Annotated in this window: 14 protein-coding genes; 8 read left to right on the top strand and 6 right to left on the bottom strand. The window is 64.7% G+C overall.

Annotated elements, in window-relative coordinates:
• The first annotated feature begins 3 nt into the window (after nucleotides 1–3).
• The 5 genes from ACQY80_RS01215 to ACQY80_RS01195 all read left to right on the top strand — a co-directional run bounded on the left by ACQY80_RS01215 (nucleotide 4) and on the right by ACQY80_RS01195 (nucleotide 3,017).
• Nucleotides 4–489 (top strand): asparaginase domain-containing protein, encoded by a 486-nt coding sequence (locus tag ACQY80_RS01215; RefSeq protein ID WP_428685711.1) that lies wholly within the window; start codon nucleotides 4–6, stop codon nucleotides 487–489.
• Between the two features lie 89 nt (nucleotides 490–578).
• Nucleotides 579–863, top strand: coding sequence for a hypothetical protein (locus ACQY80_RS01210; protein ID WP_428682826.1), 285 nt, complete (start codon nucleotides 579–581; stop codon nucleotides 861–863).
• Between the two features lie 156 nt (nucleotides 864–1,019).
• On the top strand, nucleotides 1,020–1,331 hold the full coding sequence (locus ACQY80_RS01205; RefSeq protein ID WP_428682824.1) for a hypothetical protein: 312 nt from the start codon (nucleotides 1,020–1,022) through the stop codon (nucleotides 1,329–1,331).
• 56 nt (nucleotides 1,332–1,387) lie between these two features.
• Nucleotides 1,388–2,236: a DUF692 domain-containing protein gene (locus ACQY80_RS01200; RefSeq protein WP_428682822.1), complete on the top strand. Its 849-nt coding sequence runs from the start codon at nucleotides 1,388–1,390 to the stop codon at nucleotides 2,234–2,236.
• Nucleotides 2,229–3,017, top strand: a complete 789-nt coding sequence (locus ACQY80_RS01195) for a DNA-binding domain-containing protein (protein ID WP_428682820.1) — start codon at nucleotides 2,229–2,231, stop codon at nucleotides 3,015–3,017. The genes ACQY80_RS01200 and ACQY80_RS01195 overlap by 8 nt, the downstream gene beginning before the upstream one ends.
• Here the strand turns inward: ACQY80_RS01195 and ACQY80_RS01190 are convergent.
• A complete protein-coding gene (locus tag ACQY80_RS01190) occupies nucleotides 2,996–4,027 on the bottom strand; it encodes a fatty acid desaturase family protein (RefSeq protein WP_428682819.1) in 1,032 nt (343 codons plus the stop codon). The two genes, ACQY80_RS01195 and ACQY80_RS01190, sit on opposite strands and share 22 nt — an antisense overlap.
• Nucleotides 4,028–4,256: 229 nt before the next feature.
• Here ACQY80_RS01190 and ACQY80_RS01185 point away from each other — a divergent pair, with 229 nt between their 5' ends.
• Entirely contained in the window at nucleotides 4,257–6,824 is a 2,568-nt protein-coding gene (locus ACQY80_RS01185) for an EAL domain-containing protein (RefSeq protein ID WP_428682817.1), read from the top strand.
• A gap of 19 nt (nucleotides 6,825–6,843) precedes the next feature.
• Here the strand turns inward: ACQY80_RS01185 and ACQY80_RS01180 are convergent, their stop codons facing one another.
• The 4 genes from ACQY80_RS01180 to ACQY80_RS01165 form a co-directional block, all read right to left on the bottom strand.
• A complete protein-coding gene (locus tag ACQY80_RS01180; protein WP_428682815.1) occupies nucleotides 6,844–8,115 on the bottom strand; it encodes an amidohydrolase family protein in 1,272 nt (423 codons plus the stop codon).
• A 116-nt stretch (nucleotides 8,116–8,231) separates the two neighbouring features.
• Nucleotides 8,232–9,167 (bottom strand): RcnB family protein, encoded by a 936-nt coding sequence (locus ACQY80_RS01175; RefSeq protein ID WP_428682813.1) that lies wholly within the window; start codon nucleotides 9,165–9,167, stop codon nucleotides 8,232–8,234.
• Nucleotides 9,168–9,290: 123 nt separating this feature from the next.
• On the bottom strand, nucleotides 9,291–9,836 hold the full coding sequence (locus tag ACQY80_RS01170) for a (2Fe-2S)-binding protein (protein WP_428682811.1): 546 nt from the start codon (nucleotides 9,834–9,836) through the stop codon (nucleotides 9,291–9,293).
• 27 nt (nucleotides 9,837–9,863) lie between these two features.
• Entirely contained in the window at nucleotides 9,864–10,628 is a 765-nt protein-coding gene (locus tag ACQY80_RS01165; protein WP_428682809.1) for a class II aldolase/adducin family protein, read from the bottom strand.
• 276 nt (nucleotides 10,629–10,904) lie between these two features.
• Here ACQY80_RS01165 and rpsU point away from each other — a divergent pair, with 276 nt between their 5' ends.
• Together rpsU and ACQY80_RS01155 are read left to right on the top strand one after the other, a co-directional pair.
• Nucleotides 10,905–11,111, top strand: a complete 207-nt coding sequence (gene rpsU / locus ACQY80_RS01160; RefSeq protein ID WP_003047635.1) for a 30S ribosomal protein S21 — start codon at nucleotides 10,905–10,907, stop codon at nucleotides 11,109–11,111.
• A 182-nt stretch (nucleotides 11,112–11,293) separates the two neighbouring features.
• Nucleotides 11,294–11,833, top strand: a complete 540-nt coding sequence (locus ACQY80_RS01155; RefSeq protein ID WP_428682806.1) for an FKBP-type peptidyl-prolyl cis-trans isomerase — start codon at nucleotides 11,294–11,296, stop codon at nucleotides 11,831–11,833.
• Nucleotides 11,834–11,867: 34 nt separating this feature from the next.
• Here ACQY80_RS01155 and ACQY80_RS01150 read toward each other — a convergent pair whose 3' ends face one another.
• On the bottom strand, nucleotides 11,868–13,001 hold the full coding sequence (locus ACQY80_RS01150) for an AI-2E family transporter (protein WP_428682804.1): 1,134 nt from the start codon (nucleotides 12,999–13,001) through the stop codon (nucleotides 11,868–11,870).
• Nucleotide 13,002 lies beyond the last annotated feature (1 nt).

Below are 13,002 nucleotides of genomic sequence, written 5' to 3'. Positions count from 1 at the left end.
GGCGTGATCGACATCTTCACGACCGGCGGCACGATCGACAAGGTCTATTTCGACGCGCTTTCGGAGTTCCAGATCGGCCCCGCCGCGATCCCCGACATGCTGCGCGAGAATAATGTCCACGTGCCGCACCGCGTGACGCAGCTGATGCGCAAGGACAGCCTCGAACTCGATGATACCGATCGCGAGACGATCCGCGCCGCGGTCGCCGCGAGCGATGCGTCGCGCATCCTCGTGACGCACGGCACCGACACGATGGTCGTTACCGGCCGCGTGCTTGCGGGAATCGCGGGCAAGACGATCGTGATGACCGGCGCAATGCAGCCGGCGTCGGTGCGCGCGAGCGACGCCGAGTTCAACGTCGGCTTCGCGCTCGCGGCGGCGCAGACGCTACCGCCCGGCGTCTATGTCGCGATGAACGGCATGATCTTCGATCCCGAAACGACGGTGAAGGACCGCGCGGGCGCGCGGTTCGTTTCCGCGGCCGGATAATTGCAGACGCTGTAACCTTGCGCCGTCGCCTCCGAATATAGCTGCATGGACGGACATCCTGTCCTTCCATCCCGTCTTCGGAGGATCATATGAGCAACAACAAATTCGCCGCGGCCATCGCCGCTTCGGCTACCGCCCTCGCGCTCGCTGGCGCTGCCATGGCCGCTCCGGCTCCCGCCGGCAGTTCGGGCGCCGCCGTCGGCGCCAAGGACACCGTTCATTGCTACGGCGTCAACACCTGCAAGGGCACCGCCGACTGCAAGACCGCCTCGAACGAGTGTAAGGGTCAGAACGAGTGCAAGGGCCACGGTTTCAAGGCACTCGCCGCCGCCAAGTGCCTGAGCGGCGGTGGTGTCATCGGCGACATCGGCTGATCGGCCGCTTTCCCGCACGGTCGAAGCGGCCGTGCGGGAAACCCCTTCGCCTGTGATCCAGATCATGCCACAAGGCCTTCGGGTCGTGTGACAAAAGCACGGGAGCGGCGATTCGTCGCCCCACCTTATCTGGACAACCAAGGGAAGGGACGATCTATGACCTCGAACAAACTCGCCGGATTCATTGCCGCCTCCGCCACCGCCGTTGCGCTGTCGAGCGCCGCGATCGCGGCCGATCCGGCGCCGCACGCCAAGCGCATCGGCGCCAGCGACACGGTCAAATGCTACGGCGTCAACAGCTGCAAGGGCAGCTCGGACTGCAAGACCGACGCCAGCTCGTGCAGCAGCGACGCGGGTTGCAGCACTGCGGGCAACAGCTGTGCCGGCGCCAACAGCTGCAAGGGCAAGGGCTTCAAGAAGCTGGCGGCAGGCAAATGCCTGACCGACGGCGGCAAGATCGCGGTCTGATGTCGAACGGGCGGGTCCGGTCGGTACCGGGCCCGCACCGTCCACGGAGAAGGGTTTTGCGACCAGACGATATCAGAGCGGCCTCGCCGGGTTTCGGCCTCGGCCTGCGCCCCGATCATTATCCCGATTTCCTCGCCGCGCCGCAGCCGGTCGACTGGCTGGAGATCATTTCGGAAAATTACATGGTCCCCGGTGGGCGCCCGCTCGCGATGCTTGACCGCATCCGCGCCGACTATCCGATGGTGATGCACGGCGTGTCGCTGTCGATCGGGTCGGACGAGCCGCTCGACAGCGACTATCTCGCGGCCCTGAAAGCGCTCGAACGTCGCGTCGAGCCGCTGTGGATCTCCGACCATCTTTGCTGGACCGGAATCAACGCACACAACAGCCACGACCTGTTGCCGCTTCCCTATGATGCGCCCGCGCTGCAATGCGTCGTCGACAATATCGGCCGCGTGCAGGACTATCTCGGTCGCCGCATTCTTGTCGAAAATCCGTCGAGCTATGTGACCTTCCGCTCCTCCGATCGCAGCGAATGGGATTTCCTCGCTGACATGGCCGAGCGCGCCGACTGCCTGCTGCTACTCGACGTCAACAATATCTACGTCAGCGCGCGCAACCACGGGTTCGACGCGCTCGACTATCTCGCGGGCCTGCCTGCGAACCGCATTCAGCAGATCCACCTCGCCGGGCACAGCGACATGGGCGATTATGTCATCGACACGCACGACGCCGACGTCTGTGACGCCGTGTGGGATTTATATTCGACCGCGATCGGCATGTTCGGACCCGTCGCGACGATGATCGAGCGCGACGACGACATTCCGCCGCTCGCGGATCTGCTCGCCGAGCTCGACCGGGCACGCGGGCTCGCCGCGCAAGTGCTGGAGCCGGTGCATGTCTGAGGCGCTGCGTACGCTTCAGCAGCGCTTCCTCGCCGGGGTCACGACGGACGATGCCGATGCCGAGGCGCTGATCGTCGACGACCCGCGCGTCGGCGCGACGAAGCGTCTCGGCATTTATCGCAACAATTATCGCGCCAGCCTGACCGGCGTGCTCGCCGATCATTTCGAGCGGCTCCATGCGTATCTCGGCGACGAGCAGTTCGACACTATCGCGCTGGCCTATCTCGCCGCCCATCCGTCGACGACGCGCAATTTGCGTTACTACGGGGATATGCTGCCCGGCTTCCTCACGCAGCATTTTCCGAACGACGCCGAGCTTGCCGAGATCGCGGCGCTCGACTGGGCGCTACGCCACGCCTTCGATGCGGCCGACGCGGTTCCGCTCGATGCAGAGCGGGTCGGGGCGCTCGGCGACGGATGGATCGAAGCGCCGCTGGCACTCCATCCTTCGGCGCGATTGCTGCCGATGCACCACAATAGCGCGGCGATCTGGAGCGCGCTGTCGGCCGCGGAGCCGCCGCCCAAGGTCGCTTCGCTCGATTGTCCGGTGACGGTTCTGGTTTGGCGGAACGGCCTGCAGCCCCAATTCCGCAGCCTGACCGCCGAAGAGGCCGAAACATTCGCCGCGATCGAAGCCGGCGCGAACTTTGCGGGCGTCAGCGCCCGGATGATCGAGGTTTTAGGGGAGGCGGCGGCAATGGAAACGCTCGCAGCCTGGCTCGGGCAATGGCTCGCCGACTGCGTGCTGGTGCCGGCTGGTCAACCCTTGGCGGTGACCTGACGCAGCACCGAACGGTAATCGGGCGCGATCGTCATCGCTTCGTGCTTGCCCTGCTGACCCAGCATCGCGTGAACCGCGGGCAGGCGATAGCAGGGAACGCCCATGAACAAATGATGCTCGGCGTGATAATTCACCCAATATGGAGCAACTGTCGCGCGCGCGATCCAGCCCGCGTAGGTCGTGCGCGCATGGGTGAAGGGATCCTGGCTTCCGGTGGTCGTGCAGGCATGTTCGGCGATGTTGCGGATGCGCAGATAGAGCTGAAAGGTGGTCGCGAGACCCGCGAGCCACAGCAGATAGGGTGTCCAGCCATAAAGTAGCAGCGACGCCGCCAGCAGCGCCGCCTGAACGATCAGGAATCGGCCCACCGCGCGCGACACCGCCATCGTCCCAGCAAGGTCGATCGTCGGTGACGTCATGCCGTCGTCAGACTGCTTGTTGAACGGCGTCCCCGCCGTGGTGCTGGCGCGGCCCTTGTCGACCGTCTCGCCGCGCAGCATGGCCCGCAGGCCCTTGAACGCGAATCCGAATTGGGCGGCGCGCTGTTTGAAGAAGGTCTGCCCGGTCAGGTCGCGCGCGGCTTTGCGCCACAGGCTGGCGCGCGTCGTCGGGAAGGGCTTCGACAACGAAAGGTCGGGGTCTTCCGGCTGCTGCGTGAATTTGTGATGCTGCAGATGATAGGTGCGATAAGCGATCAGGTCCGATCCGACTGCCGCGCCGGTCAGCCATTGGCCGAGGAAATTATTCATTTTTCTGTTGGGGTGCAGCAAGCCATGCGCGGCCTCGTGCATCAGGATCGCGAGGCCGAGCTGGCGTCCGCCGACAAGGGTTATCGCCAGCAGCCACGCGGCCGGATTGCCGCTCCACGCAGCGAGGCCGACCGCAGCGATGCTCACAATCCACGCGTGCGCGACCAGCCAGATTCCGCGCCACGCGCTGGCAGAGGTGATCGCGCTCCATTCGGCGCGGTCGAAAAAGCGGTCGGGCGGTAGCAGGCGGACGGCAGGCATGACGCACTCTAACCCGTTGCGAACCGAAACCCAACCCCTTCCGTTTTGACACAGGAACGGGTGCAAACTGCAATCAAAAGTAAGGATTTGGTAACCCGCCCGGCGACAGAGAGAAGGCTCGACCAGATAAGCGGAACGGGCGGAATTTTTGGGGGTTCAACGACATATCGTTCGGCCAGTGACCGGGGATTTGCCTGAGGGGGAATCGCCGTTCGCGACGCCTGAATTCGTGGCCCGTCTGCTGCGTGTGGCGCAGGTGTGGCACTATGTGCTCATCGCGCGTGCACTGGCCTTTTTTGCCTGCGCCTTTTTTCCCGGCATCGAGGGCTTTCTGTCGCGCCCCTTCGAATGGGCGGCGATGGCGGTCGGCCTTGGCTGCGATCTCGCGCTGACGGTCCTCGGTCAGCTATCGCGGCTTCGGCCGCCGTCGACGGGACGGCGACTGCGGCACTGGGTCAGGGCGTGCGTCGCTCTTCTGGTAACCGGAACGCTGCTCAGTTCGGCGGCGGTCTTTGCCGCGACCGCAATGCCCGATGGCCGCATTTCCTTTTTCGCCTTCCCGGCGATCAAGCTCGGGCTTGTCCTCGTCGCGGCGTCGGCGGCCGCGATTGCCCGTCCTGCCTTGTTCGCGGTTGCCGGCGCGATGGTGCTTGGCGGTGCGATCGGAAGCGCGTCCTGGCCGTTCGGTCTTGCCGGTCTGGTCTTCCTCGCGCTGTTGATCGCAATGCTGCGTGAGGATGTCCGGCACCAGCGCCGCGCGACCAACGCCAGCCGGATGTCGATCAGCGAGCAACAACGCGCGCTGGGCCTGATGCGCGACTTCGAGCGCGCGGGGCGCGGCTGGTTCTGGGAAACCGACCGCAACGGCCATCTCGTCTATATCTCCCCCACCGTTGCGGCGAAGCTGGGCGTCGAGCAGTCCGCGCTGCTCGGCCGCCCGTTCACCGACATCATCCGCAAACGCGTCGGGCAGGATGACAGCGAGGAGCGCACGCTGGGCTTCAGCCTGTCATCGCGCACCCCGTTCAACGAACTGACGGTGCAGGCCGTCATTACCGGCGAGGAACGCTGGTGGTCGATCTCGGGGCATCCGATCAGCAACGAGCTCGGCAATTTCCAGGGTTTCCGGGGATCGGGGACCGATCTGACCGAGAAGAAGAAATCGGAACGCGAGATCAACCAGCTGGCGCGATATGACACGCTTACCGGTCTCGCGAACCGGCTGCATATCACCGACCTGCTCGAACGCGCGCTCAAGAACCATATGGGGCAGGTGCAGCCGTGCGCGTTGCTGCTGATGGATCTCGACCGGTTCAAGGCAGTCAACGATACGCTGGGCCATCCCGTCGGTGACCAGCTGCTCCAGCAGGTTGCGGGGCGGCTCACGCAGGTCGTCGGCGACAAGGGGCAGGTCGGGCGCCTCGGCGGCGATGAATTTCAGATCGTGTTGCCGCAGATGGTCCAGCCCGAAAAGCTCGCGGGCATTGCCAACGCGATCATTCTGAGCCTCGCCAAGCCCTTCGCGATCGAGGGCGAACAGGTGCGGATCGGATCATCGATCGGCATTGCGGTGTCCGAAGGGCAGGGGGTGGGCGTCCCGGCGCTCGTTCGCAACGCCGATCTTGCACTCTATGCAGCCAAGGATGCGGGGCGCGGCGTCTATCGCTTCTACGCCGATGCGATGCACAATCAGGCGAGCGAGCGAAAGGCGATCGAGGACGCGCTGCGCGATGCGCTGGCTAAGGACGAGCTGCAATTGCTCTATCAGCCGATCGTCGACGTGAAGCAGGAACATATTACGGGGTTCGAGGCGCTGATCCGCTGGCGTCGGGACTCGGCGGAAATCATCAGTCCGTCGAAGTTTATCCCGATCGCCGAAGAATCGAACCTGATCGTGCCGATCGGCGAGTGGATCATCCGAACCGCCTGCGCGACGATCGCGCGGCTTGGCCCCGGCTATCGCGTCGCGGTCAATGTCTCACCGCGCCAGTTCGCGAACGAAAAGCTGCCGGGGACGATCCTGAGCGCGGTGGCGGCCGCGGGCATCGAGCCCGGGCAGCTCGAGTTGGAGATTACCGAAGGGGTATTCCTCGACGAGAGCCCGGAAAATCTTGAGATGTTCCAGAAGTTGAAGCGCACGGGGGTCCGCCTTGCGCTCGATGATTTCGGCACCGGCTATTCGGCGCTCGGCTATCTGAAGAAGGCGCCGTTCGACAAGATCAAGATCGACCAGAGCTTCGTACTTGGCGCCGCCGATCCGAACAGCATGAACGCCGCGATCATCTCGTCGATCGTCGGTCTCGCGACCGCGCTCGATATGGAGACGACGGCGGAGGGGGTCGAGACGCACGACGATCTCGCGCTGATCCGCGGGCTCGGGTGCAGCCATGTCCAAGGCTATATCTACGGCAAGCCTATGGAACTTGACGATGCGCTCGCGCTGCTGCGCGAGGGCGGGGGGCGCGTTATCGCGCAAGGCTTCAAGAGCGCGCGTGAGCCGCGCATGCGGACCTTCCGTACGATCCAGATCGCCAGCGGCGGCTATCGTTATGACGCGATCATCCGCAACATGTCGTCGCGGGGCGCGCTGGTCGAAGGTCTGTGGAACGTGCCGCAAGGCACGCCTTTGACGCTCGAACTCACGCCCGACCTCCACCTCGATGCCGAGGCGCGTTGGTCGGCGGGAAATCGTGTCGGGGTCAGTTTTGCGGAGGCTGTCGACATGGCCGCCTTCGCGGGCTCGCCGGCCCCGCCCAGAATATTGCGGACGCGCGCCTGGCGTGATCGCGCCGCCTGACGCGCAGTCGGGCTCTTCTTCAGTCGGCGACGCGCCCGCGCGCCATCACCCAGTCGACCTTTTCGAGTACGCGCACATCGGTCAGCGGATCGCCCTCGACGGCAATCATGTCGGCCGACATGCCCGGCGCGATCCGGCCGATCTCGCCCTCCATCGAAAGGACGCGCGCGGCGATCGTCGTCGCGCTGGCCAGCGCCTCGCGCGGGGTCAGCCCTGCCTTGACGAGCAGCGCAAACTCGCCGGCGTTGCGGCCATGCTCGAACACGCCGGCGTCGGTGCCGAAAGCGACGGGAACGCCAAGCGCCTTTGCGCGGGTTACCGCCTGTCCGACGCGGCCCATCGTCATGCGGACCTTTTCCTCGACCGTCGGTGTGTAGATGCCCTTGCCAAGCCGCTCGCGCACGCCCTCAAACGCCATCAGCGTCGGCACCATATAGGTGCCTTTCGCCTTCATCACTTTCAGCGCCGCATCGTCGGCGAAGGTGCCATGTTCGATGCTGTCGATCCCGGCGGCGGCGGCCGCCTCGACTCCGCGCGCGCCATGCGCGTGCGCCATGACCTTCAACCCCAGCGAATGGGCGGTATCGGCGATGCTCAAAAGCTCGGCCGACGTGAAATGGCCTTCGAGGCCGCGGCCCTGCTGCGACAGCACGCCGCCGGTCGCCGTGATCTTGATGACATCGGCGCCCGCGCGCGATGCCTTGCGAACCTTTTCGGCGCATTCGACCGCGCCGGTGCAGGTATAGCCCTGATCGAGCACCGCGTGGATGTCTTCGCGAAAGCCGGTGACGTCGCCGTGCCCGCCGATGATCGACAGCGCGGGACCGGCCGCGATGATGCGCGGACCTTCGATCAGGCCCTCGGCGGTCCCACGCCGCAGCGAGAAAGCGGTATATTGCGCCGATCCCGCCTCGCGCACCGTGGTGAAGCCAGCGCGCAGCGTGATGCGCGCATTCTTGGCGCCGACAACGACGCCCCATTCGTCGGGATCGACGGCCTCGCTACGAAAATCGCCGCCGGGATCGCCGGTCAGGTGGACGTGCAGGTCGATCAGGCCGGGGAGCAGCGTCTTCGCGCCGAGATCGACGACCTCTGCGCCGGCAGGCGCTGCGGCGCGGCCGGGCTCGATCGAGACGATACGGTCGTCGGTGACGGTCACGGTCGATGGCCCTGTCGCCGGCTTGTCGGCGTCGGCTATCACCCGGCCCGCATAGATGACGGTGGTTTTCGCATAAGCGGTGCCGCCCAGCAGCGCGAGCGTCGCGGCGGCGACCAGACCCAGTTTACGCATGAAATCTCCCCTGTTGCACCGCCATCGTGGCGCGGCGGACAGGGGAGGGCAAGGCCATAAAAAGAGGGGCCGGATGTCCGGCCCCTCAGTTTGGCTTCCGGTAACCGAAAGGGCTATTACCAGAAGAAGTCGTAGATCACGTCGACCACCTGTCCGCTGTAGACGTCGACGAGCAGGGCATCGTCGTAATAGCGGATCCAGCGATAGTCGCCGTAGGCTGGCGGCAGGCGATAATACCAGGGATCGTTGATCCAATAACGCTGGCTATAGAAGAGCGAGTTCAGGCTGAAGCCGATGCTGAACCGCGTGTAGCTGCGCCCGCGATACGGGTTGTAATAGCGCGGCATCCGGTAGTGGCTGCGGTTATTATCGCGATATCCGCGCCAGTCGTAGCGGCGATCGTTGCGCCACTGACGATTCCAGTTGTTGTTGTTACCGCGATTGTCGCGATAGCGGCGATCGACGCGATTGTCGTTGTTGCGATCCCAGCGGCGATCAAGGTCGCCGTTGCGATTGCGGTCGTAACGCCGGTCGACCTGACCATTGCGGTTCCGGTCCCACTGGCGATCGACCTGACCGTTGCGGTTGCGATCCCACTGACGGTCGACCCGGCCGTCGCGGTTGCGATCATAGGTGCCGCCGCGCTGATCCTGACGCTGCTGCTGCTGGGGTGCGGTCGGACGCTGCCCCTGCTGCTGACGCTGGCCTTGGCCCTGCCACTGGCGCTGACCGTCGCCACGCTGACCCTGGTCATTGCTGCGCTGACCTTGCCACTGGCGCTGCGTATCGCCGCGCGGCGCGCGCTGCTGTTGCGGCTGCTGGACCTGTTCGGTCCGCGGCTGCGGCTGCTGACGCTGGCCGCGCTGGCCGCCACCGTTCCAGTCGCCGCCGCCACCGCGGCGCACTTCGGGACCGCGCGGTCCGCGGTCGCCACGATCGCCGCGCTCGCGCTGCGCTATCTGGATGCGCTCACCGTTCGCCTGCGCGGCGGCGGGTGCGATCGGGGTCAGGACCGTCGCTGCGATCAACAACCCTCCGAACATCTTTTTCATCTCGGCATTCTCCAAAGTCCCATCCGGCACCCAGCCGATCGGGAAGATGAATCGAAAGTTACCGGAGACAAGATGCATCATGGCTGAACCCGATTGTTGCCTGCGGTTCACCTAGATGAACGCTTACTGCTCGTGCGGTGCCTTCAATGCGGGCACCGCGCGCGCGGCGTCGGTCGGGCGGATGCCCGGCGGCGGGGCGGCGGCGATGCGTTCCTCGCCGCGCAGAACGCGTCCGGCGCGGCGGATGGCGGTGCGGATGCGAGGATAGGTGCCGCAGCGGCAGATGTTCGTCATCGCCGCGTCGATCTCCGCATCGCTGGGATTGCTGTTCTTCCGTAGCAGGGCGGCGGCCGCCATGATCATCCCCGACTGGCAGAAACCGCATTGCGGCACCTGTTCGGCGACCCACGCCTGCTGCACCGGATGGCTGCGGTCGCGCGTCAGTCCTTCGATCGTCGTGACGAAACGGCCTTCGCACTCGGCGATAGTGACCATGCAGCTGCGGATCGCCTCGCCGTCGATATCGACGGTGCACGAGCCGCAGTCGCCGGTGCCGCAGCCATATTTGGTGCCGGTCAGATTGGACGCGTCGCGAAGCGCCCACAGCAGGGGCGTCTCCGGGTCCATGCGATATTCGACCGGGCGGTCGTTGACGGAAAAACGGGTCATGCCGCCTCTGTTAGCGCGCCCGTAGGATTAGTCACGCCAGCTCGTGTCGATCTTGTCGACCTTGCGCACCATCGCGTCGAATTCGGCCTTGCCGGCCTGTCCGGGGATCGAGGCCATGAACAGGTCGCGCTGGTGGACCGCAATCACCTCTTGCGGGACGGTGATCGGCTTGCCCATGCTCATCGTCGCGAGCTGTATCTCGCAGGCGCGCTGCAGCGCCCAATATTTGATGAAAGCTTCGGTCAGCGTCTTGCCCATCACGACGGGGCCATGGTTCTTGAGCATCAGGATGCGCTTGTCGCCGAGGTTCTGGACGAGGCGCTCGCCTTCGTCCTCGCGCACCGTCACGCCCTCAAAATCATGATAGGCAAGCTGGCCCGCGAAGTTGCAGGCATAGAAATTGACCGGCTGAAGCCCGCCTTCGAGCGCGCAGACCGACACGGTTGCGGTCGTGTGCGTGTGGATGATCGCGTGCGCGTCGGGCAGCACGCGATGGAACAGGCTGTGCTGGACGAAGCCCGCCTTGTTGACGTGCCAGGGATTGTCCTCGTCGACCTTGTTGCCGTCGATGTCGATCTTGATCAGCGTCGACGCCGTCACTTCGCTGAAGTGCATGCCATAGGGGTTGATGAGATAGCTGCCGTCCTCGTCGGGCACCTTCACCGTGATGTGGTTGAAGATCATCTCGTCCCACCCCATCATCGCGAAGATGCGATAGCAGGCGGCGAGTTCCTGCCGCGCCGTCCATTCGGCTTCGCTATATTTGCTGTTACGCTTCAGCTGGGTCGCCATGGGCAGTCCTCTTCCTCTATGGGTTTCGTCCTGCTACCTATGCCATAAGGCACCGCCCCGGCACAATCCCGAGAGCGGGCAGGCGGTCCCACGGCGCGACGGGCGCGGTTCGCCGCGCAGGGGCTTGCATTTTGCGGCGAATCTCTCTAGTTGGCGGCGCATCGGAACGTCGCGTGATCGCGGCGCTCTTTTTATTGCCCGAATATCGGCGGTTTACGGCAAACCGGAGCACCCGGTGGCCTGGATCGTTTTGACGAACAGGAGACGACACGGCGTATGCAGATCATCGTTCGCGACAATAATGTCGACCAGGCCCTTCGCGCGCTCAAGAAGAAGCTGCAGCGTGAGGGCGTGTATCGCGAAATGAAGCTGCGCCGTCACTACGAGAAGCCCAGCGAAAAGCGTGCACGTGAGCGTGCTGCCGCTGTCCGCCGCGCCCGCAAGATGGAGCGCAAGCGGATGGAGCGCGACGGTATCAAGTAAGACCGTTTCCCGTTCGGGATCCTGATTCGAGAAAAGGGCGCTGCGGCAACGCGGCGCCCTTTTTCGTTGTTCGCGCCGGAATATTGTCTCTGGACCGTCCCGCGCCGCACCGCCTATAGGCGGGCCCGACATTTTCGCCCCGATCGGACATCTTTTGACGGGGGCAGGGGAAGGACAAGAGAATGAGCGTCACGACGGTTCCGCTGCGCCCGGTCAGCAAGGGCGGCCTCTGGCTGATGTGGATCGGCCTCATCGCACTGCTCGTCGCGGGCGCGGCCTTCGCGTTCACCGGCACGCCACGTATCAGCTTCGAAACCGTCAAGGCGGGCACGGGCAACAAGCCCGTCCTCGGCGACGTCGTTTTGATCAAATATGAAGGCAGGCTCGACGACGGCACTGTCTTCGACAAGAATGAACAGACACCGATGGAAGTCGCCGGCGTTGTTCCGGGCTTTTCAGAAGCGTTGACCCGCATGCAGAAGGGCGGCCGCTACAAGATCGTCATCCCATGGCAGCTCGGTTATGGCGAAACTGCGCGCGGCCCCATTCCGGCCAAGAGCAATCTGCATTTCGATGTCGAATTGATCGACTACAAGACAGAAGCTGAAATCGCACAGCTGCGGATGCAAATGCAGCAGCAGCAGATGATGCAGCAACAGATGCAGCAGCAGGGCGCGCCTGGCGGTGCCCCCGGCGCCCCGGTTCCGGCGCCGCAGCCTTAACCAGGTATATCTGAAGAAACGGGCGGCGGCGGGCTTAGGTGCTCGCCGCCGCTTTCGTTTTGGCGGCGCCGGCATTGCGCTCGGCCTCGCGCTCCAGCGCGACCTTGATCATCGCGACGATCGGGTCGGCAAGGAACAGCCCCATGATGCCGAGTAGCGCGCCGAACAATATCTGCGCGCCGAGGACGAGGGCAGGGGCCAGATCGACGGTCTGCTTCGCGACCATCGGGACAATCAGATAGCCGTCGACGGTCTGGACAATGAAATAGATGGCGATCGCCCATAGCCCCGCATCGGTCCCCGCCGAGAAACCGACGAGCACCAGCAGGACGCCCGACACGATCGCGCCGATATTAGGGATGAAGGCGAGCAGGCCAGTGAGCAGGCCCATCAGCGCCGCCATCGGAATGCCGACCGCCAGGCAGGCGAGCCATGTCCCCACGCCCTCGACAATCATGCCGAGCAGGCGGCCGGCCATCAGGCGGCGGAGGGTAAATCCCATGCGCGCGGTCACGATGTAGAAATTCTCGCGGCTCTTCATCGGCAGCATCCACGCGACACCGCGCTCGTAAAGCCGCGGTTCGATGGCGATGAAGATGCCGAGCACGATGATCATCACCAGACTGGTCAGCGCGCCGAGCACGGTGCCGACTGCCGCAGTTACGCGGCCGACAGTGCCCGCGATATTGTCGGTGATCGTCTTGGTATCGAACTGCAGGTCGCCCATGCCATGTTCGCTGGCCCAGGCAGCAATGCGTTCGACCTGACCCATCACGACGGTCTGGAGGGTCGCAGCCTGATCGGCGATTTGCGAACCCGCGAACATCACTGTCCATGCCATGAACGCGACGAGGGACAGGCAGACGATCAGCAGCCGCCATCCGCGTCCGATCGGCAGTACGCGGCCAAGCAGGCGGGTGCCGCCGTCGAGGATCGCCGCGACGACGATCCCGGCGAAGATCAGCAGGATCGGCTGGATCAGGATGATGCAGAGGCCGATCAGCAGCGCGAGGCCCAGCCAGGCACCGGCCTTCAAAAGCTCGGCACGGAGCAGCTGGCTGCGGATCTCGGTAGGGCCGGGGGCTTCCTTATGCTCGTCCGCCGGCGTTGTGGTCGCCGCCGCGGGTTTCTTGCGCGTCGCGGTCGTCTTCCTCGCCGTCGTCGTCATG

This window comes from Sphingopyxis sp., from assembly GCF_965279755.1.
Lineage (GTDB): Bacteria > Pseudomonadota > Alphaproteobacteria > Sphingomonadales > Sphingomonadaceae > Sphingopyxis.
Note: the sequence above shows the minus strand (reverse complement) of the source record. Positions and strands in the feature narration are given on the sequence as shown.